We start from the raw sequence: 21,819 nt of genomic DNA, 5'->3' as shown, positions 1-21,819 counted from the left end.
CGGGTCAGGCGGCCTTGGCGGGCGACTCGGGCCCGCTGCCCACGGCCTTGATCGGGGTGCGGTTCTCGCGGTACTTCAGCCAGGCGTAGACGGGCATCCCCGCGAAGATCAGCAGGGTGCCCTTGTAGACGACCTCGTACCCGGCGCCGGCGATCGCCCAGACCGAGTACCCGAACGCCAGCAGCGCGATCACCGCGTCGCGGGCGAGACGGCGCCCGGAGAACGCGGCGCGGTCGGTGGCCAGCAGGACCAGCTCGGCGGCGGCCGCGTAGGCGTAGGGGATGACGGTGGTGAGGGTGGCCAGCAGGATGATGAAGGTGAACTGGTCGACCAGGCTGCTGTTGTAGTTCATGACCATCAGCACGGTGACCAGGACGCTGGACACCACGAGCCCGGCGACGGGGGTCCCGCCGCGTCCGGTGCGGGCGAAGAAGCGGGGGAACAGCCCGTCGCGCGCAGCCGCGTAGGGCACCTGCCCCTGCAGCAGGATCCAGCCGTTCAGCGCGCCGAACGCGCTGATCGCGGCGCCCGCCGCCACCAGGTCGGCCGCCCAGCCGCCGAACGCGGCGTCCGCGGCGTCCGCGAACGGCGCCGTCGAGGTCGCCAGTGCCGCAGCGGGGACGAGGCCGAGGACGGCGACGGTGCCGAGGATGTAGATGAGTGCGGTGACGACGGTGCCGGCCACGGTGGCGCGGGGGATCGTCCTCTCGGGGTCCTCCACGTCCTCGGCGGGGACGGTCGCCGACTCCAGGCCGATGAACGACCACAGGGTCAGCGCCGCGGCGGCGGTCACCGCCGAGAAGGCACTGGTCCCGCTGGCGTTGAACGGACCGAAGTTGGCGGACTCGACGAAGAACAGCCCGCCGACCGCGATCAGCAGCAGCGGCACCAGCTTCACCGCGGTCGTCACGACCTGGACGAGCCCGCCCTGCCGGACGCCGTAGGAGTTGACCGCGGTCAGCGCCCAGATCGCTGCCAGCCCCACGCCGGCGGCCAAGGGCTTGTCCGTGCCGAGCGCGTGCCAGAAGTGCGCGAGGTACCCGACGAACGCCACCGCGATCGCCGCGTTCCCGGCCCACACCGCGATCCAGTAGCCCCACGCGGTCTGGAACCCGACGAAGTCGCCGAACGCCCGCCGCGCGTAGGCGTACGGCCCGCCGGTCTCCGGGTAGGCGCGCGCCAGCCGCGCGAACACCAGCGCCAGCAGGACGGCGCCGGCGGCCGTGAAGACCCAGGCGACCAGGGAGACGGGACCGTACTTGGCCAGCGAGCTCGGCAGCAGGAAGACCCCGGATCCGATCATGTTGCCCACGACCAGAGCCGAGGCCATCCAGAGCCCCAGTCTCCGCCGGACGGGTTGCGTGCGCATGAGCGCCTCCTCGATGAGCGGCCCACGTGCCGCGCCATCAGCTGATCACCGGCCGGCCCGGGCGCGCGCCGGGCATCGGTCCCGCGCACGCGCGGACCAAAGTCCCGAACGGGCCGAGACCATCGGCCCCCGGATCACCGGCTCCGGCCCCGGGCGCGCCGCCGCCGGTCGCCGCGCGGGCGGTCCGCGCGCGTCGCCGGCGGCCGGGCGCGGTGGCGGCCCGCGAGCTGCCCTCCGGGCGGCCGGTGCCGGGAAAGCGGGAGGACGCCGAGAAGGACCTGCGGCTGATCGGGCTGGTGGGCCTGTACGACCCGCCGCACCTCCAGGTCGCCGCCGTGGTCCGCCGCTGCAACGACGCGGACCTGCGCGTCCACGTCGTCACCGGCGACAACGGGTCCACGGCGTCGACCATGGTGCTGACCGGCGAGCCCGCCCCGCCCGTTGACCGTTTGCTCGAACAAGTGCAGCAGTCGGTGTTCAGCAGCCGGCGACCGGACGGGCTCAGAGGAGCGTGCTGGGGGCTTGGGGTCAGGAGAGCTGGAGGTCTCGGCGCTGGAAGAGGACGCATGCCAGCGCGCAGAGCGCCCCCGCCAGGGCGACCGTGATGACGACCGTGAGGGCGTCCGGGGATTCGGTGGGCGCCGAGGCCATGTAGTGGAAGAACGAAGCCTTCCTCAGCCAGTGGGTGCCGGGTTCCAGCGAGCCCAGCATGTCCGCGAGCAGGGAGCCGATGACGGCGGCGTAGACGGCGACGCCGGCGGCGCGGGGCGCCAGGGCGAGCACGCAGGCGCCGATGCCGAGGACGAGGAGGGACGTCGGCACGAGGTTCAGGCCGGTGACGACCATCGAGCCGAACCCGACGCCGGTGCCGCGCATCGCGGCGCCGAGCCAGGCACCGACGCCGGAGAGCAGCCCCGCGGTCGTGATCGCGGCGCCGGTAAGGGCGAGCCTGCCGACGAGCACGGAGATCCGGGACGCGGGACCGGCCAGGACGTGGGCCGTCCGGCCGGAGGTCTCCTCCGCCGCCATCGCGGCGAGCTGGCCGGCGGGGATCAGGGCGACGATGGCGGCGACGAACAGGAACGCGACGCTCAGGTAGCGGTCGACCAGGGCGCCCTGTGGCGTGAACTTGTCCAGGGCGTTCGCCAGGGATCGGGTCGAGGTGTCGGTGACGACCTTGGCGAGGCTGCCCAGCGAGAGGGCGGCCGCGCCCGCGCCGGCGCACCATGCGGCCAGCGTGGGAAGTTCCAGCCGCGCGGCGAGGGCGGTGGGGGAGCCGAGACCGGACAGCCGTGGAGGCGCCGTGTCGCGCGACGCCAGGAGCCCGGCCCCCGTGTCGCGGCGGGCCGACAGCCCGATCGCCGCGGCCGTCAGGGCGATCGCCGCGGCGGCGGCCGGCAGGAGCGGGAGCAGGGCGTCGCGGGTGAACGGGCGGAGCAGCTCGGACCATCCGAACGGGGTCAGCCACAGCAGCCAGTGCATGTGGGGGCCGCTGTCGCCGAGCATGCGCAGGACGAACAGCACGGCGAACGCACCGAACCCCATCCCGGCCGCGCCGCGCCGCGTCGCGGCGAGCTGCGAGGTGAGCGCGCCGATGGCGGCGAACAGCACGGGGTTGATCACCAGGCTCAGCCCGTACAGCAGCGTCGAGCCCGTGCCGAACTCCAGCCGCGAGTCGCGGCCCGCGAGCAGCAGGACGGCGACCGCCCCCGTGAAGACGATCCCGACGGCGGCCATGAGTCCCGCCAGCGTGGCGGCGGTGGCGCGGACGGGGGTGGTCCGGCCGGAGAGGAGCATCTGCCGGCGGCCGGCGTCCTCTTCGCCGCGCAGCAGGCGCGTGGCGGCGAGCAGCGCCCAGATGGCGCCGATCGTGGTGAGGAAGACGAAGTTCTTGTAGACGGTGTAGCCGCCGGCCGTCCCGATGTCGGCCACGGGGCCGAGGAGGACCGCGAACCCGCTGTCCCGCCCGGTCGTGGACGCGATGGCCTGACGCTCGGCCGACGTCGGATAGGTGCCGGCGTAGGTGACCGCCGAAGCCGCGGCGGAACCTCCGAACACCAGCGCCCACGCCGTGGCGGCGACCCACGTCCTCCTCAGCGCGCTGCGGGCGATGGCGGGCTCGGCGGCGCCGCTGCGGCTCGCGTGGACGGCGAGCGGTGTCAATGCGTCCTGCATCTCGTCTCCTCGGCGCCGGTCAGTCGGCCGTGCCGTACTGGGCGATGAACAGCTCCTCCAGGGAGGGCTCGCGGGTCGTCAGCTTCTCCAGCCCCGCGGGTGCGAGGGCGTGGAGCAGCGGGCGCATGGGCCCGGACACGTCGCATTCGACGAGGCGTCCGTCGACGGCGACGTTCCGGATGCCCGGAACGGCGGACAGGTCGGGGACGGCGGAGTCGAGGCGCGCCCGGACGTGGGTCGCCGCGAGCCTGCGCAGGACCTCCAGCGAGCCGGTCTCCGCGATGCGGCCGGCCCGCAGCATCGCCACGCGGTCGCACACGGCCTCGACCTCGCTGAGGATGTGCGACGACAGCAGCACGGTCTGCCCCCGGTCCCGGGCCTCCCGCACGCACTGCCGGAACACCTGTTCCATGAGCGGGTCGAGGCCGGTCGTCGGCTCGTCCAGGACCAGCAGCCGCGGCCGGGCCGCGAACGCCGCGACGAGCAGGACCTTCTGGCGGTTGCCGTGGCTGTAGGAGCGGACCTTCTTGTCGACGTCGAGCTCGAAGCGGCGGACGAGCTCGGCGCGGTAGGGCTCGTCCACCGAACCGTGGACCGTGTTCAGGAAGTGCAGGGTCTCCGCGCCCGTCAGGGAAGGCCAGAGGTTCGCCTCGCTCGGCACATAGGCGAGGTCCCGATGGATCTCCCGGGCCGCGCTCCGGACGTCCAGCCCGAAGATCGTCGCGGAACCCGAGGTCGGGCGGATGAAGCCGAGGAGGAGGCCGACGGTCGTGGACTTGCCGGCGCCGTTCGGCCCCAGGTACCCGAACACCTCGCCCTGCTCGACCTCCAGGTCGAGCGCGTCGAGCGCCGTCGTCCGCCCGTAGCGCTTGGTGAGCCCCCGGGTCTCGATCACCGTCGTCATACCGGCCGCCCGCTTCCGGTCCGCTCGCCCGCGGGAAAGCGCCGGTCGAGGCCGGTGACGCGCAGGATCGTGCGCAGCAGCGGCTGGCCGCCGGTCAGCGTCAGGCCGCCGCCGCGCCGCGCCGCGATCTCGTCGGCGGCGACCAGTGCCCCCAGCCCGGTCGCGTCGCAGAACCTCAGGTCGCGGGCGTCGATCTCGACCCGCGGTGAGCCCGTCTCGACGATCTCGGTCAGGAGGTCCTCCAGGCGGGCGGCCGTGAGGATGTCGAGCTCTCCGGCCACGATGACGCATCGGGGCGGCCCGGACCGGACCGTGGTGCGCAGCTGTGCGGACGGCGTGGGCCATCCGGTCGTCGTGTTCATGCGAATCGTCTCCTGTCCCGCTCGCCGAGCGGCCGTCTCAAGCCTCCGGTGAGAGGCGGAGCCGACTCCAGGGACCAAGGTCCCGTGCGCTTCCGTGGAAGTCCGGGTCTTCCGGAGCGCCGGCCGCTTCAGACGCCCCCGATGCGGCGAGGCCGGGCCGGGGCGGGGCGGGGGACCACCGGCCGCGGCGCCGCCTCGCTCCCGAGCTGCAGCAGCATGGAGGTCACCAGGCTGTCGAGCCAGGCCAGGGTGCCCGAGCACGCGATCCGCGTGTCGGCGGGGCCGGGACGTTCGCCCAGCGCCGGGATCAGCCGGTGCGCCTCCTCGGCCAGCGGCGCCGACACCGACGCCAGGATCTCCCCTCGCACCTGGTCGAAGAGCCGGCCGATCCGGCGGCTCTCCGCGTCGTCGTGGCGGCCGGCGTGCACCTCACGGTCGAGCATCGTGAGTCGGCGCCAGGCGCGCAGCAGCCGCGCCGGTGCGATCACCATGGCGCCGGTGCGCCGCGCCTCCTCGGGCCCGCCGATGAGGATGACGATCTGCGTGGTGGGCGGCTGGGCCGTGCCCGCCGTCTCTCTCACGAGGCCTTCGCTCATGGGTTCCTCGCCCCCTCGGCCGGAAGTGCCTCCCTCATCTCCATTGCAGTCCGCGGAGCGGTTAAGGGACAGGGCCATAGGACCCGTGGGTCAGGGCGACCTTCGGCCTCAGACGACCCCCTGAGCGACCGTGGCGGGGCGCACGTCCGCGCGGGCGGCGCCGTTCCCGGGACGCTCCGCGCAGAGCGCGTCCAGGACCGCGCCGCCGGGGAGGGCGAGGGCGTGGGCGGCGGTGGATCCGGCGTGCGGGCCCGGCGGGGACGTAGGCACCGGCGAAGCAGGGACCTTCGTCCCCTGCGCGCGGGTCCGCGCGTGTCCACGCTGGAGCTGTCGGCGAGCACCGACCGACTCTGCCGAGGCGGCGCACGCCGCGACTGCTGAGGAGAGAGAACATGAAGGTCCTGGTGGCGTACGCCTCCGAACGCGGGGGCACCGCGGAGATCGCCGAGTGGATCGGCGCCGAACTGCTCCGCACGGGAGTGGACGCGGAGGTCAGCCCGGCCAGGGACGTCACGACGCTCGACGGCTTCGGCGCCGTCGTCCTCGGCGGCGCCCTTTATGCCGGGCGCTGGCATCGGGAGGCGCGCCATTTCGTCCGCCACCACGCCGGAGCCCTGGCCGAGCGGCCCGTGTGGCTGTTCAGCAGCGGGCCCCTCGACCGTTCGGCGGACGAAGGCGGGCTCGATCCGGTGCCGGGCGTGGCGAAGCTCGCCCGCCGCGTCGGCGCGCGGGGGCACACCACCTTCGGCGGCCGGCTCGACCCCAGCGCCTGCGGCTTCCTGGCCTCGAGGATCGCCAAGCGGGCGGGCGGTGACCACCGCGATCGCGACCGCGTCCGCGCGTGGACGGACGGCATCGCCGCGGACCTGCGGGCGGTGAGCGCATGAACGGCATGTCGTCGGGAGTGGCGGATCCGAGCAGAGCCTGCTCGCCTTGACTGGGCGGCGGACGAGGCGGTCCGCCGAAACGCGCTGATGCGGAGCCCTCAACGTCATCACACCGTGGCCGTTCGACATGTCCGTCGATCCCCGCGCGCCGCTACCTCGCGGGGCGCGGGATCCAGACCACCGGGCTGGAGATCACGAGCGACTTCCTGCTGCACGAGAGCGAGGACGCCGACATGGACATGGACACCGGCGGGTCTGCGCGCCGGCGTTGTCGAAGATGGTCAGCGGACGCCGGTCCCTCGATGTGACGTCGACGGTGGCGTGCACGGGTACGAAGGCATCGAGTTTCGCCGACTGCATCTGACCCACGAAGTCGCTCGGCGGCGCTGCCAGCCGCACCTCGCCACCGTGCTCCTGGGACCGGGCCGACACCTCCATGAGAGCCTGCACACCCTCCTTCTCTTCGAACAAGGCACCGGAGAGGTCGAACACGAGTTGGTCGCTGGGCCGGCGGTGCACCTGCTGGATGTAGGTGCCCAAGTCGTCCGCCATCGCCGTGCTGACGTATCCGGTCACGATGATCACTGTGACGCCCTCGACGGGGTGGCGATGCGACAGCTGAGATGAGCTCACCCTCGTGCCTTTCGTCCGGAGCACCGGAGGCGACCTCCCGTCCCGATCGGGCGGCCGGAGGACGGATGCAGCATTCGTCCGTACCCAACATGCCAAAGCCGACCTGCCCCCGCAGCCCGTGTTGCCTACGTTCACAGGTCATTGCCGGCGTACGAGAGGTTGAAGCTCTTGTTGACCAGCGGGAAGTCGGGGACGATCGCGCCGGTCAGCGCGACCGGCAGGGCGGGCCAGTTGAAGAACGAGGGGTCGACGATCTTGGTGCGGGTGAGGGTGCCGCCGGGGGCGAGCTCGACGCGGTGGACGATGGTGCCGCGCCATCCTTCGACGATGCCGACGCCGGATGCCGGCTCGGTTCGCGGGGTGAGCGGCGGCCAGGAGGACGCCGCGCCTGGGGACATGCCGTAGGTGAGGTCGTTGATGACGGCGATCGAGGTGGTGATCTCGCGAGTGCGGATCTGGAAGCGGGCCAGGACGTCGCCGGTGGCGGCGGTGGGGACGGTCAGCGCCGGCTGCAGGTCGGTCATGGGGTGGTCGCGGCGGGCGTCGGTGTCGATGCCGCTGGCGCGCGCGATGTAACCGAGGGCGCCCAGGTCGCGGGCGGCTTGGGCGGTGAGCGGGGCGGTGCCGGTGAAGCGGTCGGCGACGACGGTGTGGCCGAGTGCCAGGTCGACGAGTTCGGTGATGTCGGCCTCGAGCGCTCGCAGCGCCTGCGGGTCGGGGATGACGCGCACGATGGCGCCGCCCAGGACGATCCCGCCGCGCAGCAGCCGGTGTCCGGTGGTCAGGGCGTTGAGGCGCAGGAGTTGCTCGCGGACGCGGCCGAACTGGGCGTTGAGGACGGAGTGGCCGACGTCGTTGCACAGGGCGCCCAGGTCGGTGACGTGGTTGTAGAGCCGTTCGAGTTCCAGCAGGGTCGCCCGCATGCGCTGCGCGTCCGGGGAGACTTGCAGGCCGAGGGCGTCTTCGACGGCCAGGCAGAAGGCCAGGGTGTGGCCGACGGTGGTGTCGCCGCTGACGCGTTCGGCGATCGGCAGGGCGGCCGCGGGGGATTTTCCGTGGAACAGCTTCTCCAGGCCTTTGTGGACGTACCACAGGCGGGCCTTCAGTTTGAGGATGGTCTCGCCGACGACCGAGAACCGGAAGTGGCCGGGTTCGATCATTCCGGCGTGCACGGGCCCGACCGGGATCTCATAGACCCCGGGTCCTTCGACCTGGACGAACGGGTAGGGGCCCTCCGGGTCGCCGAACGGGGGCGGCGCGCCGGCGTCGTCGCGCATCGGGTACCAGCCGCGGGGCCAGTGGTGGTGGCGGACCAGGCGGCGCGGGAGCGGGTGGTTTTGCGGGACGATTCCGTACAGATCGTGCATTTCGCGTTCGAACCGGCCGGCGGGGAAGCTGAGGCGGGCCAGGCTCGGCAGCACCGGGTCGGCCGGGTCGAGCCGCACGTGCAGTTCGGTACGGCGCTCGGGCTCGTTCTGGCCGTGTCTCGCCTTGGTGAACAGGTAGACCACGCGCAGGGTGTCGGGGTCCTGGTGAGCCGCGGTCAGGGCCAGCCGGAACCCGTCGCCCAGCAGTGCGGCGGCGCGGCCGGGCAGTACGCGGGCGTCGACGTCGGCTCTCACCCGTTCGGGCTGATGCGTCGACGGATCGACCGGTGGACCCTCGGTCCGGCCGCGGGCCTGGCCGGGGTGCGGGTCGGGCGGGTTGTCGTCAGGCGAGGTCATCGGTGTGCTTCCAGGATCGCGGCCGCGTGGTCCAGCAGAGAATGCAGCGGCCAGACGGTGATGCCGACCGCGGCGCAGGCCACCAGCCCCACAACGAGAGCCGCTGCGGCCGGGCGGAAGGGGACGGTGGCGGCGCCGGGGCCGGACTTGGGGGCGCCGAGCAGCATCCGGCCGGTCCGGGCGGCCAGGGACGCGGTGATGAGCAGCAGCAACGCCAGGGCGGCAGCGACGGCCCAGCCGAGTCCTGCGTTGAAGCCGGCGCGGAAGATGCCGATCTCGCTGGCGAACAGGCTGAACGGCGGGAAGCCGAGCAGTGCCACAACGGCCGCGCCGAACCCGCCGGCCACCAGGGGGGCGCGGGTGGCCAGTCCGCGGGCGGCGTCGATCCGGCTGCCGCCGACGGCCTGCTGGATCTGACCCGACGCCAGGAACGCCACGGACTTGGCCAGCCCGTGCCCGAGGACGTGCAGCAGCACCGCGGCGACGGCGAGTCGCGACCCGATCGCGGCGCCGAGAGCCAGCAGGGCCATGTGCTCCATGCTGGAGTAGGCGAGCATCCGCTTGTAGTCGCGTTGGGCGAGCAGCAGCGCCGCGGCCAACATGAGCGAGGCAAGCGCGATGATCAGCAGCAGCACCCGGACGAACCCGGCGCCGAGCGCGAGGTCGGCGATCACCTTCACCCGCAGCACGGCGTAGAAGGCCACCGACAGCAGCACTCCCGACATCAGCGCGGAGACCGGTGCGGGCGCCTGGCTGTGCGCGTCGGGCAGCCAGGCGTGCAGCGGGGCCAAGCCCGCCTTGGCGCCGAATCCCAGCACCAGCAGCGCGACGGCGATCCGCGTGACGCCGGGATCCAGTTGCCGGGCGTGCGCGGTGAGCTGGGTGAAGTCCAGCGATCCGGAGGAGGGCACCTGAGCATGCTGGGCGGCGAAGTGCAGCAGCGCGATGCCCAGGAACGCCAGCGCGATACCGGTGGAGCAGATCACCACGTATTTCCAGGCGGCCTCGGTGGCGTTGCGGGTGCGGCGGTGCCCGACCAGGAACGCCGTCAAGATCGTGGTGGCCTCGACCGCGACCCACAGCACGCCGAGACTCGCGGCCAGCACGCCCAGCGCCATCGCCGCGACGAACGCCTGGGTGAGGACGCCGTAGCGGCGCATGTCGCGGCCGGTGGCATGTCCGGCGGCCTTTTCGGCGGCCAGGTATCCGGGGCTGGCGAGCATGGCCAGCAGCGCTACCGCGCCGATGACGATCAGCATGAACGCGCTCAACGCGTCCGCCCGCAGTAGCCCGCCCAGGCCGGTACGCGGACGGCCGGCACCCCAGGCGGCGAGCACGATCCCAGACGCCAGCAGGAGGGCCGTGGCGACGGCGCCCAGCCAGGCCGTGGCGCGCCGCCATCCCAGCGCCGCGTAGGCGCCTGCGGCAACGATCGGTGCCCCGATCGGGACGATCAACATCACGGTCATCAGTCCCGCAACTCCCGCAAGTCGTCCAGATCGGTATCGCCGAACGCGGCCCGGATCCGGGCCGTCAGCACCTGCAGCACCAGCACCGCCAGCAGCACGTCCAGAGAGACGCCGCCCTCCACGATCAGCGGCACCCCCGAGGTGGTCAGGAACGCCACCGCGGTGATGCCGTTGTCGACCAGCAGGAACCCCACCACCTGGGACAGCGCCCGCCGCCTGGTCACCAGGGCGAAGAACCCGATCAGCACCACGGTCAACGCGACCGGGACCGCGTGCGCCGCCGGTGAGGGATCCAGCGCCACCACCGGACGGGTCACCGCGTAGGCCACCAGCGCCAGCAGCGCCGCGACCACCAGAGAGGTAGCCACATTCACCAGCGGCTTACTCTCCCGGTTCGCACCCCCCGCAGGACCGGCCGCGCCACTGCTCGCAGCCAGAGCACGCCGCAGCAGCCAGGGCAGCAGCACCGCGCGCAGCAGCCCGATCCCCACCGCAAGGCCGATCACTTCGGTGTCGCCCTTGTGGACGCCGAGGACGGCGACCAGCGCGCTCAGCGCGGCGCCCTGAACGGCGAACAGCCGCACGATCGCGGCGAGGTCGCGTCGCCACAGCACCAGCACGCCCGCGAGCAGGAACGCGCCGCACGCCAGGTCCAGAAGCTGCACATACAGCGTGTGGTTCACGTGCCCGCCAGGAAGAAGGAAGCGGCGACGGCCAGCAGGGCCAGGACGAAGGAGCCGGCCAGCAGTTCGGGCACCCGGAACATGCGCAGCTTGGCCATGAACACCTCACCGGCGGCCAGCACGCCGCCCAGTACCGCGACCTTCGCCGCGTAGGCCGCCACCGCGAGCGGCAGCATCACCATCGACGCTCCGGCGATGCCCCAGGGCACGAACAGGTTCGCGACCAGGCCGAGCAGGAGCGTCAGCCGCGCCGCCGACGCCCACTCCACCATCGCCAGGTCCGGGCCCGCGTACTCCAGCACCATCGCCTCGTGGATCATCGTCAGCTCCAGATGCGTGGCGGGATTGTCGACCGGGATCCGTCCGGTCTCGGCGATGGTCACCACCGCCAGCGCAATCGCGGCGAGCAGGCTCACGGGCGAGATCACCCGCTGCGGTTCGTGCAGCGTGGAGGTGACGATCGCGCCCAGGTTGGTGGAGCCGACCCGCACCGACAGCGCGAACACCGACACCAGGATGGTGGGTTCCACCAGCGCCATCACCGTCATCTCGCGGCTGGCGCCCATCCCACCGAAGGCGGTACCGGTGTCGAGCCCGGCCAGCGCGAGCGCCACCGTGCCCAGCGCCAGCAGCGCCGTCACCGCGAACAGGTCCGCGGCGCCGTCCAGCGGCGACGCCGTCGTGGCGATCGGGATCACCGCGGCGATCACCAGCGCCGTCCCGGCCAGCAGCAGCGGCGCCACCCGGAACACCAGGCCCGTCCCATCCGGCGTGATCGGCTGCTTGTGCATCAGCTTGCGCAGATCCCGCCACGGCTGCAGCACACCGGCCCCGGCGCGTCCCTCCGAACGGGCCCGAATCTGCCGCATCAGCCCCACCAGCAGCGGCGCCCCGGCCCCCACCAGCACCACTTGCGCGGCCGCGCCGACCGAACCGGCGACCGTCACGCTCATCGCAGCACCGCCAAAGCGATCAGCACGCCGGTGAAGGCGGAGAAGCCGTACCCGACGTAGCGGTGGACACTGCCGTTGGCCAGCGGCCGGGCCGCCCGTCCCGCCCACGCCACCGCGGCCAGCACCGGCCGGTACAGCCGGTGCTCGACCCGGTCGCCCACCCGCGCCCGGTAGGTCACGCTGTCCACCAGATACGCCGACTCGGCCACCGGTGTGACGTCCACATCGGTCTCGGGGGCCAGCACGTCGTCGAACACCCGCTGCAACGGCTCGGCGAACGAGGTCGCGGTGTACTCCGTCCGCGCCGACATCGGCCCCGCCCCGCAATCCCACAGCCGCGCCCGCCTCCGCGCGAGACGTTCGGAACGCCGCGAGGCGGCGCCGCGCAGCACGGCGGTCAGCGCGACCACCGCCACCAGCAACGCGCCGACGATCAGCAGCGGGGACATCGTGCTCGGCAACCCCGCCACATGCAGCGTCCCCGCATCCGCCACCGGACCGGTCACCGCCTTGTACCCCGCCTTGTGCCCTGGCACCGCCACCGCCACGGCACGCGACAGCCCGCCGGCCACCGGGCCCGGGACCAGCGCCAGCCCGGTACAGCAGACCGCGGCCACCACCATGCCCGTCACCATCGACGGCGGACTCTCGTGAGCGCGTCCGGCCGCAGGCGTGCGCGGACGGGCCAGAAAACCCACCCCGAAAGCCTTGACGAACGTCGCGATCGCCAGCCCCGCCGACAACGCCACCACCGCCACCGCCACCGGCATCGTGACCGCGGCGAGGGTCCCTCCCGACGGCAGGGCGTGAATCAGGCTCTGCAACAGCAGCCATTCGGAGACGAACCCGTTGCCCGGCGGCAGCGCCGACGCCATCAACGCCCCCACCCCGAACAGCGCCGTCGTCGCCGGCATCGGCGACCGCAACCCGCCGAGCGCGTCCAAATCGCGGGTCCCGGTGGCGTGCAGCACCGATCCCGCCGCCAAGAACAGCAACGTCTTGAACCCCGCATGGTTGACCACATGCAGCAGCGCGGCGGTCAATGCCAGCGCAGCCAGCGCACCCGCGCCCGAGGACCCCAAGAACCCGCAGGCGCCGACACCGATCAGCACCAACCCCATGTTCTCGCAGGTCGAGTACGCCAGCAGACGCTTGATATCGGTGGCCACCGCCGCCTGCAAGATGCCGTACAGCGCCGAGACCGCGCCCGCCGCCAACACCAGCAGCCACCACCAGGCCGGTCCGCCGCCTAGCAGGTCCAACCCGACCCGCACGATCCCGTACACGCCCAGATTCACCATCGCCGCGCTCATCAACGCCGACACATGGCTCGGCGCCTCCGGGTGAGCGCGCGGCAGCCATACGTGCAACGGCACGATGCCCGCCTTGGAGGCGAACCCGGCGAAGGTCGCCACGAACACCGCCCCGCGAACCGCCGGTGACAGGCCGGCGGAGGCCGCCCGCATGGCGGCGAACGTCTCGCCGTGCGCCTCGGCCGCGAACGCCGCCAGTCCCGCGAGGGTGACCACCAAGCCCAGATGCGTCATCACCGCGTACCACAGCCCGGCCTCGGCCACCGCCGCCCGCCGCCGATGCTCGGCCGCCACCAGCAGCAGCGAGGCCAGCGCCATCAGCTCCCACGCCACCAGGAACGTGCTCACGCTCGCCGCAGCGGGCACCAGCAGCATCGCCGCCACGAACAGCGGCACCATCACCTGAGCGACCCGGCCGTCCACCCCGAGACCACCCGAGCCGTGGCCAGCAGCTTCATGACCAGCAGCTTCATGACCAGCAGCTTCATGACCAGCAGCTTCATGACCAGCAGGGTGGGGGCGGGTGTACCCGACGCCGTACACCGCCGCGCACACCGCGACCGCGCCCGTGACCGTCAGGAACACCCCGCTCAGCGGATCGACCGCCAACCGCACCCCCGCCAGGGGCAGCACATCGGGGAGCCATATACCCCAGGAGTGGCCCGCCATCGCCGCCGCCCCCGCCACCATCGCGGCCGCACCGGCGGCGCCCGTTCCCACACCAACGGTGATGCGGCGGGCTCGCCGCGGCAGCACCGTCCCTGCCCCAGCGGCGAGCGCACTGGACCCCATCGCCACACCGAACGCGGCACCCGTCAGGCTCATCGGCCGGTGAGTCCCCGAAGCGCCGCCACGATCGCCTCCGGCTCCGGGGGGCAACCACGCACCTCGACATCCACCGGAACCACGTCCCCCACCGCGCCGGCCACCCCGTACGCCTCGGCGAACACCCCGCAGTTGCGGGCACAATCACCGACCGCCACCACGATCTTCGGCTCCGGCACGGCCTCATAGGTGCGGCGCAACGCCACCTCCATGTTGCGGGTCACCGGCCCGGTCACCATCAGCGCATCGGCATGCCGCGGCGAGGCCACCTGCCGGGCCCCGTACCGCTCCGCGTCATACACCGGCCCGAACGCCGAGGCGATCTCCACCTCGCACCCGTTGCACGACCCCGCATCAACATGCCGGACCTGCACCGAACCGCCCAGAGCACGGGTTCCGGCCGACAAGGCCGCCTCAGGGCGGTCGGGCCGATCCTCGGCCACCCGGCCGGTCTTGAGGATCTTGCGCAGCAGATCTTTCACGAACTTCCTCTGTATGAGAGCCCGAAAGGGGGCCGACCATCAGGAAGACTACAGCCTTGCGCAATTGCCAATGTTGGCAACTGCGCAGCAAGCTGCTCCGTGGGTCGGGAGCGGCGGCGCCACTAGCTCTGCGAGATGCCGCTTTGAAGCCGAGGAGGGCTCAGCGAGGCGATTGCGGCTCGTCCTACCGGAGCCCCCTCGGTGTCACACGGAGACCCTAGGCCTGCTCGGATCCCTCGGAGCCGACACCGGCCGCCCGCAGATCGTCCAAGAGCTCCGCTTGCCCCGACAGCACCCCGGTCAGGATCGCCCGGGCGACCGCCAGCAACTCCGCCACACGCGGGCTGGTCAACGAATAGATCACCGTCGACCCTTCCTTGCGCGACACCACCAGACCGGCCCGCCGCAGCACCGCCAGCTGCTGAGACAGGTGCGCCGGCTCGATCCCCACCTCGGGAAGCATCTCCGACACCGCGTGGTCACGCTCGCTGAGCAGTTCCAGCACCCGGATCCGGGCCGGGTGCCCCAGCGTCTTGAAGAACTCTGCTTTCAACTGGTAAAGCGGCGCGCTCACACTGCCCATCTCCCTTCACCGCTCCAAGACGGCGGCGCCAGGTGCCCCGGTCCGGCATGCTCACCGGCCCGCCGCCAGCGCTCAGCAGTTCCTTCCCGCCATCAAGGCCGATCCTCAGACATCCGCCCGCCCAAGCGCCAACGTACGTCTTGACGCGCGAGCCTCAACGGAAGTGAGCCTGAACGACCGCGCAGTCTACAGGGCATCATCGAGCTGACTACATAGGCAATTGCTGAGATTGGCAATCACGAGAGGCGGGACGACGCAGCGGCGCGGGCGGCGACCGACCGCGGCGGCGACACCGGCACCGTCGCGGCGGGCATCGGCGCCCGCGTCGGCACCTGCTACGGTCTCGACGCGATCCCGAACGGCTGGACCGACCCGCTCCACGTCCGCTCGCCTGGCTACGGAGACGGTGTCTTGCGGCCACTGGAACTCCTCGACCTCGCACATCGCCTTATGACCTGATCGGGTCCTGCTGCGGACGGTGGTCGAGTGACAGCCGATCTCGGTGGCCGACCTCGGCGATCGTCAGGACCTGAGAGAGCTCGGTGCGTGACGCGGTGCTCATGGCATGATCGGGTTCGACGCGGCCGGCTTGATCTCCGCCGCGATGCACCCGCCGTTCCGACGCTGGCTGCTGGATGTCGCGCGGCACGATTTGTGCAGGCCGCGGCGTGCTAGATCGATCGGAAGCGGTCGAAGCCGAACGGCGCGACGCATCCGCCGGCCATGTCGACCTCGACGCCGGACCGGCAGCCGTGGACCAGCCGCCCGCCCAGGGCGACGTGCGCCTTGACCTGCTCGACCCTGCGCGGCTCGTTGAACCACGAGCCGCGGTACAGCTCGTCGATCATCTCGGCCTCGGCGGTGGTGAGACCGAAGACGACCTTGGCGGCTTCGCCGAACATCCAGGCGGGGCCGACGTTGGTGATCTCGCCGGACATCTCGACGCGGTTGAGCGCCATCATCGTGCCCATCTCGACCCCGGCCGCGCAGGTGGGCGGTGCTGACGCCCATGCGCTGCAGCGACGGGTCCGCCAGGTGCTCAGGGCGGAACAGCCAGGAGTGCACCGCGTACGCCGTCGTCAGCACCTCCGCCGGGTCGGTGGTGAGGCGGCCGTGCCGGCGGATGTAGTCCAGGGCCTGCTCCGGTCTCGCGGGACTCCAGCAGGTCGGTGCGGACGCTCTTCCAGTGGGTGCAGTTCGTTCTCAGGAACTCTCTCACCTGTATAGACGCGCGGTTCTGCGGTTCGGTTGCTGGCTTTCGCCGGTGCTGCGCAGGGATCGATACCAGCAGGAGCGCACGTTGTCGGCCACCGTGTCCGCCGGTCTGAGGGACGGGCGCCGGAGGTCAAGGGGGCGCATTTCTCGCTGGCCCGTGAGGGCACGATCGTCAACAGGGCTCAGTGGCGGTGGGCGCGGTCGTTGAGCGAGCGGTACTCCGCCGTGGTCATTCCCGACGACTCGATTCGGGAGAGCAGGTGGTCCACGCGGCGCTCCAGGTCGGGACCGGGCTCGAGTTCGAAGATCGTGGGTGAGGTGAGGGCGCGGGCTCTGATGTGCTCGCGCAGTACGGCGACCTGGTCCTCGGGCACCAGGAGCCTGCCCTCTTTGTTGATGAAGGCGGTGATCTCCTCGGGGGAGGCGTCCGGGCGCAGGCCGCGAGGCCACGCGCCCGCCTCGGCCAGGCGCTCCCGGTTGGACCACAGGACCTCGGCGGCCTTCTGCGCAGGGTTGGGGGCGATACCCGGTTCGGGTCTTTCCAGCAGGGCGATGAGGTCGCGCCCGTAGGCGTTGAGGGTGCCGGGAGAGAGCCTTTCCTCGTAGATCCCGCGCGTCTTGACCGAGATGAAGGAGTGCCCCGTAGACAGGTCGAGGAGCACGTGGTTCGGCTTGATCCTGTTCAGGTCGATCACTGTCCGGCCCTCAGAACGCAGGATCGCAGCGGCGCTGGCCTCCCCGCCGGCGCCGATGCTTTTCCGCAGATCTCCTGCCATGGCGTGTTCCACCACGGCGACGTGCTCGGGAGAGAGAGCCCGCCGGATCCGTTCGGTGGCGGCGCGTTCGGCGGCCTTCTCCGCGAACGCCTCGGGATCGACGAAGTCGATCGGATCCACGAGCGGTTGCTCGAGCATCTTCTCTCCTGCACGGAGCACGTGCCCCTGCCGGTCGAGGACCTGCCAGAACCCATTCGAGTCGTACCGGTAGCCGATGATGTCGCCGGTCTGCGCGTCGAAGATCTTGTGGAAGAAGGCGTTGCCCTCGATCTTCTGCTCGAACTCCGTCATCTTGAAGTCCGGCGACAGGGCAGGGAGAAGCCCTTCTTTCATTGCCGCGCGGTTGAGCGCGTGCCGGAGGTTCTCTTCGGTGGGGCCGTCCGGTGCGGAGTAGGCTTGCGCCTGGTCGTGGCCCTCCGGGGATGGTGTCCGAGGCGGCGCTTCCGAGGGGTGTGCGTGAGCCCGTGGCTCTGGCGGGGACGTCACGTGCGCGCCGGAGGATTTGTGGTCGTGCTCATGGGACGGGGCGGGTTTCGGCGGCTTCTTGGCCGGACGCACCGTGATCGTGTCGTCGTCGAAGACGATGACGGGTTCGAGATCAGAATCGACGGCCACCTCATAGTCGGAACCGCCGTAGGGAGTCGCCAACTCGCCGTTCCGGCCCGCCCCTTCACCGCCTTTGAGGTCCAGCTTCGCCCAGGCTTTCTCGCCTTTCTCCATGTAATCCTCGATACGTGCCTTGAGGTGCGAGTCCCGGTAGCGGTCCACCAGGGTCTGCTCGAGGCCCTTCTGCTGGAGGTCGGCGAAGAACTGCCGTGTCCGGGACCTGGGTGGGGTTTCTGCCCGCTCGGTCCCGTCGGAGCTCTCGCCGCCGGTGGAGACGGCCTCACCCGCCGATCGCATGGAAGGAGGATCCGCTGCCGGCCCGGACACGCCACTTGGTGCAGCATCGACGGCCGGCCCGGCCGCCGGAGGCGGGTCCGCCGCGTCGAAGGAGGTGGCGGTCGACGCCGCAGCTCTTTCGGCGGCGCACGCCTCCCCGCTGCCGAAGGAGGATGCGACCTGGCTCAGCAACGAGCCGAACCAACTCGAGCTCTCGGTGCCCTGCGCAGCGGCGCCACCACCGCTCATGTCCTGCGCGCAGGTATCGAACCCGGTCGGAGGGCTCGCCGAGAACGTCTCGGATGAGGATGCGGGCGATTGGCTGAAGGTTTCGGCCGAGGAGACCGGTGAAGGGTCCGAGAAACTCGGTGCCGAGAAGGAATCGCTGGAGGAGTCCATGCCGAATTCGTGCATCCGTGCCCCCTTGGCTCGATGCCGTGTACGGGTGGAACGATGGTGTCAAACGCGGCGGAGGGCGCTCTCTGCGGATAGATTCCTTTCTCAGAGTAGAACGCCCTCCGCCGCGTCCGGGTTCCCGGTCGCTCCCGAAGAAGGACGGCGTGGCCGGGATCTTTGAGGCCGGGGCTACCGCCGAGGAACCGTTCCCCGGCGGATCGAGGCTGGAATGCTTCGGTGAGGCGTCTCATCCCCCTGGACTGGAACCCGATCGTCGGAATTGGTCCAGATGTGACCTTCGTCGATCGCCCGGGCCAACGCGGTTTCCGCCATCCGCCGCTGCTTGTACGACCGCTCCGCTGACACCCCCGGCTCGGCTGCGTACTCCCGCAACGTCCGCCCATCGAGCCAAGTCGCATGGATCAACCGCCCCGCCGGACTGAGGACCCCGGTACGCACGGCCTCGGCCAGCGCGACGAGAGGTTCACCGCAGACCATCGCGGGAACGTCGGCGACCTCCGCCTCAGAACAGAGCGCCTTCCGCAATTCGCCCACGAGCCCGTAGAGCGCCCTTACACGCCCACAGCAGCAGCCGTGGCGCGCTATGCGCGGAGGGTGCAGCTCGTTCTCAGAGACTCTCTCACCCGCACAGAGGCGCAGTTTCGCCGTTCGGTTGCCGACTCTCGTCGGTGCTTCGCGGGTATCGATACCAGCAGGAGCGCACGCTGTCGGCCACCGTGTGCTCCTGCCCTATCATCGCCTGCCGCGCCGCGCCGATCGCGTTTTCGTCGCCCCGGTCCAGACGGCACCGACCCGGCTCAGCCATTCCCTGAAAACGAGCTGCACCCGTTCCGGTCATACACGAGCCCAGATGGGGTTGTCGTACCGGAAGAAGTACTCGGCGGTGTCGATATGTTGCCGTCCACGGTGACGCCGGTCATCTTGTTCCACCCGTCGTGGAACGGCGCGGCCAGCTCGGCCCGGATCACAACCGGGGATTTCTCTGTCCAAATCGACATTGGCTCTCCTTGGGCCACTGGGCGCGGCGGTGGCTCGCCGCTGGCCGAGTCGGCAGGCCCCATCCGTCTTTCTCGCGGAACCCTCCCTCCTCTCCTTGCCGTTGCGTCCGTTGGTGCCCTCCGAGCAGCGCCGGGGCGCCGGGGCCGGACAGAGACCCCCGAGCGCGGTCCGGAGGCGTCTTTGTGAGGGCCACTCCTCGGTCCCAACTCCTGGACGTTGTTTTCGGCCATCGCCCGGATGGTCTTGATGGAGTCAGGCAACAGGCCGTGCTGCACCATCGCCTGCTCGTAAGCACCATGGGCGATCTCCAGAGCGGCCGGGACCGAGATCAGGGTTTCGCCTGCGACGAGCGCGGAGCTGTCAGACATACGGGGGTACCTCCACAACGGCGAAGACCCATTCGCCACCGTCAGCCGGACGCCAGCCGTAGTGGGCGGCGAGCGCCTCCACGATGAGCAGTCCACGCCCGGTCTCGGCATAGCGGCTCGGAAACTTGCGGTACGGCGGCGCCAGGACGGGGTCCCAGACCTCGATGGTGAGCGTGCCGGGGGTCTCTTCGCAGATCCGCACTCTGGACTTCTCGTGTCGCGCCTGGTTGACCGCGTTCGTCACCAGCGCCGACACCACCAACTCAACGTCCACGGTCTGGGCGTCGGTGAGCCCCCACACGATCAACGCTGCCTGGGGCAGTTCATGGTGCTGCTCGACAACACGATCGTCGGTGCGGCGCTGCCCGACATGCAGCAGCGGCTGCACACCCAGTTGACGGGGCTGCAATGGATCGTCGACGCCTACGTGCTGCTGGTCGCCATGCTGTTGCTGTCCCGCGGCGTTTTCGCCGACCGCTTCGGCCGCAAGAAGCTGTTCCTGGCCGGTGTTGTGGTGTTCACCGCCGCGTCCGTGGTGTGCTCGGCCGCGCCCACGATCGGCTGGCTGATCGCCGGGCGGGTCCTGCAGGGCATCGGGGACGCGGCGCTGAGCCCGGCCTCGCTGAGCCTGCTCGCCGCCGCGTATCCGGTTTCGCAGGAGCGGGTCAGAGCGATCGGGCTGTGGGCCGGACTCAGCCGTCATCCTCGCCGCCTTCGTGGTGACCGAAGGGCGGGTCTCGGCACCGATGCTGCCCTTGCGGCTCTTCCGGCAACGGCTGTTCACGGTCTCCGACACCGCGATGATCGTGGTCGGTTTCGCGCTCATGGGCTCGTCCTTCTTCTTCTCCCAGTTCTTCGTCTACGTCCAGGGCGGCTCGATCCTGCGACCCGGGGTTCAGACCCTGCCCGCCACGCTCGCGATGGTCGTCGTCAGCCCGTTCGCGGGACGGCTCGCCGCCCGGTACGGCTTCCGGATCATGGTCACCATCGGGCTGACGCCGGCCGGGCTGGGACTGCTGGCCCTGGGCTTCGTGCACGCCGACACCGGCTACACGAACGTGTGGTGGCGGCTGGCTGTCGTCGGCATCGGTTTCGCCCTGGCCATGTCCCCGCTGACCGGCGCCGCCATCCAGTCGGTCAGCCCGCAGGAGGGCGGCCTGGCGTCGGGCGTCAGCAGCACCACCCGGCAGATCGGCGCGGTCCTCGGCGTGGCGGTGCTCGGGGCCGTCGTCCGCACCCGGCGGTCCGGCGGCGCCTCCTTCGAGCAGGGGCTCGACAGCGCCTTCGTCGTGGCGGGGCGTCGTCACCCTGGCGACGGCCGTGCTCACCGGCCTGTGGCCGGCCAGGAGCACCGCGTCGTCCGCGCAGGCCGCGACGCCCTCCATGGTGAACGCCTCGTGGCCAGGATCGCCGAGTTCGGCGCGCCGTGCCGAGCAGTGGATCAACAGTCTGGACTGTGAGAACATGCTAAAGCGACGCATGTCGCAATAGTGACGCCTGCCGGCCAGACCGAGAGGAACCATTTCCACGATGCTCCCCGTACCGGCCGACCCGACCGTCCTGCATCCCATGCCGGAACAGCCACGGGTGGTGCTGCTCAAGCCGCTGGTGAAGTCCCCGCTGATCGAGGTCGGTGAGTTCTCCTACTACGACGACCCGGACGACCCCACCGCGTTCGAGACCCGCAACGTGCTTTACCACTACGGGCCCGAGCGGCTCGTCCTCGGGAAGTTCTGCGCACTGGGCACGGGCACGCGTTTCATCATGAACGGCGCCAACCACCGCATGGACGGTCCGTCCACGTTCCCCTTCCCCACCATGGGCGGCTCCTGGGCCGAGCACTTCGATCTGCTCACCGGACTGCCGAACCCCGGCGACACCGTGGTGGGCAACGACGTGTGGTTCGGCAACGGCGCGACCGTGATGCCCGGTGTCCGGATCGGGCACGGGGCCATCATCGCGACCGGCGCGGTGGTCACGCGTGATGTGCCCGACTACGGCATCGTCGGCGGCAACCCGGCCAAGCTCCTGCGCCGCCGCTACCCCGACGAGGACATCGACCGCCTCCTGGCACTGGCCTGGTGGGACTGGCCACTGCCACACATCACCGAGCATCTGCGCACGATCATGTCCGGCGGCATCGAGGACCTGGAGAAGGCAGCCCCCACGCCGCCTCGCATGCGCTGACCCGTCCTCCCGCCCAT

General features: G+C 71.1%; 22 protein-coding genes and 1 pseudogene. 5 read left to right on the top strand and 18 right to left on the bottom strand.

Features of this window, described 5'->3' with window-relative positions; genetic code table 11:
- Positions 1 to 4: 4 nt before the first annotated feature.
- The 7 genes from ABT299_RS06015 to ABT299_RS05985 form a co-directional block, all read right to left on the bottom strand.
- A complete protein-coding gene (locus ABT299_RS06015; protein WP_500249954.1) occupies positions 5 to 1,369 on the bottom strand; it encodes an amino acid permease in 1,365 nt (454 codons plus the stop codon).
- 134 nt (positions 1,370 to 1,503) lie between these two features.
- Entirely contained in the window at positions 1,504 to 1,743 is a 240-nt protein-coding gene (locus ABT299_RS06010; protein WP_500249953.1) for a hypothetical protein, read from the bottom strand.
- Between the two features lie 154 nt (positions 1,744 to 1,897).
- Positions 1,898 to 3,544, bottom strand: a complete 1,647-nt coding sequence (locus tag ABT299_RS06005) for an efflux permease Rv1217c-related protein (protein ID WP_500249952.1) — start codon at positions 3,542 to 3,544, stop codon at positions 1,898 to 1,900.
- 19 nt (positions 3,545 to 3,563) lie between these two features.
- Entirely contained in the window at positions 3,564 to 4,448 is an 885-nt protein-coding gene (locus ABT299_RS06000) for an ABC transporter ATP-binding protein (protein ID WP_500249951.1), read from the bottom strand.
- Positions 4,445 to 4,810 (bottom strand): STAS domain-containing protein, encoded by a 366-nt coding sequence (locus ABT299_RS05995; RefSeq protein ID WP_500249950.1) that lies wholly within the window; start codon positions 4,808 to 4,810, stop codon positions 4,445 to 4,447. Before ABT299_RS05995 ends, ABT299_RS06000 begins: the two co-directional genes overlap by 4 nt.
- A 128-nt stretch (positions 4,811 to 4,938) precedes the next feature.
- The gene (locus ABT299_RS05990) at positions 4,939 to 5,406 is read right to left on the bottom strand and encodes a hypothetical protein (RefSeq protein ID WP_500249949.1); all 468 of its coding nucleotides are present in this window, start codon (positions 5,404 to 5,406) and stop codon (positions 4,939 to 4,941) included.
- Positions 5,407 to 5,514: 108 nt separating this feature from the next.
- Positions 5,515 to 5,676, bottom strand: a complete 162-nt coding sequence (locus tag ABT299_RS05985; protein ID WP_500249948.1) for a hypothetical protein — start codon at positions 5,674 to 5,676, stop codon at positions 5,515 to 5,517.
- Between the two features lie 122 nt (positions 5,677 to 5,798).
- Here ABT299_RS05985 and ABT299_RS05980 point away from each other — a divergent pair, with 122 nt between their 5' ends.
- Positions 5,799 to 6,293, top strand: a complete 495-nt coding sequence (locus ABT299_RS05980) for a flavodoxin domain-containing protein (protein WP_500249947.1) — start codon at positions 5,799 to 5,801, stop codon at positions 6,291 to 6,293.
- Positions 6,294 to 6,485: 192 nt separating this feature from the next.
- On the opposite strand, the gene ABT299_RS05975 is transcribed toward ABT299_RS05980, so the two are convergent.
- The 8 genes from ABT299_RS05975 to ABT299_RS05940 all read right to left on the bottom strand — a co-directional run bounded on the left by ABT299_RS05975 (position 6,486) and on the right by ABT299_RS05940 (position 14,958).
- A complete protein-coding gene (locus tag ABT299_RS05975; RefSeq protein WP_500249946.1) occupies positions 6,486 to 6,878 on the bottom strand; it encodes an STAS domain-containing protein in 393 nt (130 codons plus the stop codon).
- A 179-nt stretch (positions 6,879 to 7,057) separates the two neighbouring features.
- Positions 7,058 to 8,650, bottom strand: coding sequence for a hydrogenase large subunit (locus ABT299_RS05970; RefSeq protein ID WP_500249945.1), 1,593 nt, complete (start codon positions 8,648 to 8,650; stop codon positions 7,058 to 7,060).
- Positions 8,647 to 10,119, bottom strand: a complete 1,473-nt coding sequence (locus tag ABT299_RS05965) for a proton-conducting transporter transmembrane domain-containing protein (protein ID WP_500249944.1) — start codon at positions 10,117 to 10,119, stop codon at positions 8,647 to 8,649. Before ABT299_RS05965 ends, ABT299_RS05970 begins: the two co-directional genes overlap by 4 nt.
- Positions 10,119 to 10,802: a hypothetical protein gene (locus ABT299_RS05960; RefSeq protein ID WP_500249943.1), complete on the bottom strand. Its 684-nt coding sequence runs from the start codon at positions 10,800 to 10,802 to the stop codon at positions 10,119 to 10,121. The genes ABT299_RS05965 and ABT299_RS05960 overlap by 1 nt, the downstream gene beginning before the upstream one ends.
- Positions 10,799 to 11,755, bottom strand: a complete 957-nt coding sequence (locus ABT299_RS05955) for a respiratory chain complex I subunit 1 family protein (RefSeq protein WP_500249942.1) — start codon at positions 11,753 to 11,755, stop codon at positions 10,799 to 10,801. Before ABT299_RS05955 ends, ABT299_RS05960 begins: the two co-directional genes overlap by 4 nt.
- On the bottom strand, positions 11,752 to 13,491 hold the full coding sequence (locus tag ABT299_RS05950; RefSeq protein WP_500249941.1) for a proton-conducting transporter transmembrane domain-containing protein: 1,740 nt from the start codon (positions 13,489 to 13,491) through the stop codon (positions 11,752 to 11,754). Before ABT299_RS05950 ends, ABT299_RS05955 begins: the two co-directional genes overlap by 4 nt.
- Positions 13,492 to 13,889: 398 nt before the next feature.
- The gene (locus ABT299_RS05945) at positions 13,890 to 14,375 is read right to left on the bottom strand and encodes an NADH-quinone oxidoreductase subunit B family protein (protein ID WP_500249940.1); all 486 of its coding nucleotides are present in this window, start codon (positions 14,373 to 14,375) and stop codon (positions 13,890 to 13,892) included.
- Between the two features lie 217 nt (positions 14,376 to 14,592).
- On the bottom strand, positions 14,593 to 14,958 hold the full coding sequence (locus tag ABT299_RS05940) for an ArsR/SmtB family transcription factor (protein WP_194736622.1): 366 nt from the start codon (positions 14,956 to 14,958) through the stop codon (positions 14,593 to 14,595).
- Between the two features lie 219 nt (positions 14,959 to 15,177).
- On the opposite strand from ABT299_RS05940, the gene ABT299_RS05935 reads away from it, so the two are divergent.
- Positions 15,178 to 15,417 carry an ADP-ribosylglycohydrolase family protein gene (locus tag ABT299_RS05935; protein WP_500250037.1) on the top strand — a complete coding sequence of 80 codons (240 nt, stop codon included), beginning with the start codon at positions 15,178 to 15,180 and terminating at the stop codon, positions 15,415 to 15,417.
- Between the two features lie 212 nt (positions 15,418 to 15,629).
- On the opposite strand, the gene ABT299_RS05930 is transcribed toward ABT299_RS05935, so the two are convergent.
- The 3 genes from ABT299_RS05930 to ABT299_RS05920 form a co-directional block, all read right to left on the bottom strand.
- Positions 15,630 to 15,929 (bottom strand): hypothetical protein, encoded by a 300-nt coding sequence (locus tag ABT299_RS05930; protein WP_500249939.1) that lies wholly within the window; start codon positions 15,927 to 15,929, stop codon positions 15,630 to 15,632.
- Between the two features lie 426 nt (positions 15,930 to 16,355).
- Entirely contained in the window at positions 16,356 to 18,245 is a 1,890-nt protein-coding gene (locus tag ABT299_RS05925) for a hypothetical protein (RefSeq protein WP_500249938.1), read from the bottom strand.
- 1,362 nt (positions 18,246 to 19,607) lie between these two features.
- On the bottom strand, positions 19,608 to 19,916 hold the full coding sequence (locus ABT299_RS05920) for an ATP-binding protein (RefSeq protein WP_500250036.1): 309 nt from the start codon (positions 19,914 to 19,916) through the stop codon (positions 19,608 to 19,610).
- A gap of 24 nt (positions 19,917 to 19,940) precedes the next feature.
- On the opposite strand from ABT299_RS05920, the pseudogene ABT299_RS05915 reads away from it, so the two are divergent.
- The 3 genes and pseudogenes from ABT299_RS05915 to ABT299_RS05905 form a co-directional block, all read left to right on the top strand.
- Positions 19,941 to 20,246, top strand: a pseudogene (locus ABT299_RS05915) (MFS transporter); the annotation flags it as partial.
- 169 nt (positions 20,247 to 20,415) lie between these two features.
- Positions 20,416 to 21,075: an MFS transporter gene (locus ABT299_RS05910; protein WP_500249937.1), complete on the top strand. Its 660-nt coding sequence runs from the start codon at positions 20,416 to 20,418 to the stop codon at positions 21,073 to 21,075.
- A gap of 70 nt (positions 21,076 to 21,145) precedes the next feature.
- Positions 21,146 to 21,802: a CatB-related O-acetyltransferase gene (locus ABT299_RS05905; protein WP_500249936.1), complete on the top strand. Its 657-nt coding sequence runs from the start codon at positions 21,146 to 21,148 to the stop codon at positions 21,800 to 21,802.
- Positions 21,803 to 21,819: the final 17 nt, after the last annotated feature.

This window comes from Spirillospora sp. NPDC000708, from assembly GCF_040299565.1.
GTDB lineage: Bacteria > Actinomycetota > Actinomycetes > Streptosporangiales > Streptosporangiaceae > Spirillospora.
This window is presented reverse-complemented; position numbering and strand designations above follow the sequence as displayed.

Excerpts from the sequence above, each read along its gene's own strand:
- ABT299_RS06015 (WP_500249954.1), bottom strand. The coding sequence starts at position 1,369 with ATGCGCACGCAACCCGTCCGGCGGAGACTGGGGCTCTGGATGGCCTCG.
- ABT299_RS06005 (WP_500249952.1), bottom strand. The coding sequence starts at position 3,544 with ATGCAGGACGCATTGACACCGCTCGCCGTCCACGCGAGCCGCAGCGGC.
- ABT299_RS06000 (WP_500249951.1), bottom strand. The coding sequence starts at position 4,448 with ATGACGACGGTGATCGAGACCCGGGGGCTCACCAAGCGCTACGGGCGG.
- ABT299_RS05995 (WP_500249950.1), bottom strand. The coding sequence starts at position 4,810 with ATGAACACGACGACCGGATGGCCCACGCCGTCCGCACAGCTGCGCACC.
- ABT299_RS05990 (WP_500249949.1), bottom strand. The coding sequence starts at position 5,406 with ATGAGCGAAGGCCTCGTGAGAGAGACGGCGGGCACGGCCCAGCCGCCC.
- ABT299_RS05980 (WP_500249947.1), top strand. The coding sequence starts at position 5,799 with ATGAAGGTCCTGGTGGCGTACGCCTCCGAACGCGGGGGCACCGCGGAG.
- ABT299_RS05970 (WP_500249945.1), bottom strand. The coding sequence starts at position 8,650 with ATGACCTCGCCTGACGACAACCCGCCCGACCCGCACCCCGGCCAGGCC.
- ABT299_RS05965 (WP_500249944.1), bottom strand. The coding sequence starts at position 10,119 with ATGACCGTGATGTTGATCGTCCCGATCGGGGCACCGATCGTTGCCGCA.
- ABT299_RS05955 (WP_500249942.1), bottom strand. The coding sequence starts at position 11,755 with ATGAGCGTGACGGTCGCCGGTTCGGTCGGCGCGGCCGCGCAAGTGGTG.
- ABT299_RS05940 (WP_194736622.1), bottom strand. The coding sequence starts at position 14,958 with ATGGGCAGTGTGAGCGCGCCGCTTTACCAGTTGAAAGCAGAGTTCTTC.
- ABT299_RS05930 (WP_500249939.1), bottom strand. The coding sequence starts at position 15,929 with ATGGGCACGATGATGGCGCTCAACCGCGTCGAGATGTCCGGCGAGATC.
- ABT299_RS05925 (WP_500249938.1), bottom strand. The coding sequence starts at position 18,245 with ATGCACGAATTCGGCATGGACTCCTCCAGCGATTCCTTCTCGGCACCG.
- ABT299_RS05910 (WP_500249937.1), top strand. The coding sequence starts at position 20,416 with ATGATCGTGGTCGGTTTCGCGCTCATGGGCTCGTCCTTCTTCTTCTCC.
- ABT299_RS05905 (WP_500249936.1), top strand. The coding sequence starts at position 21,146 with ATGCTCCCCGTACCGGCCGACCCGACCGTCCTGCATCCCATGCCGGAA.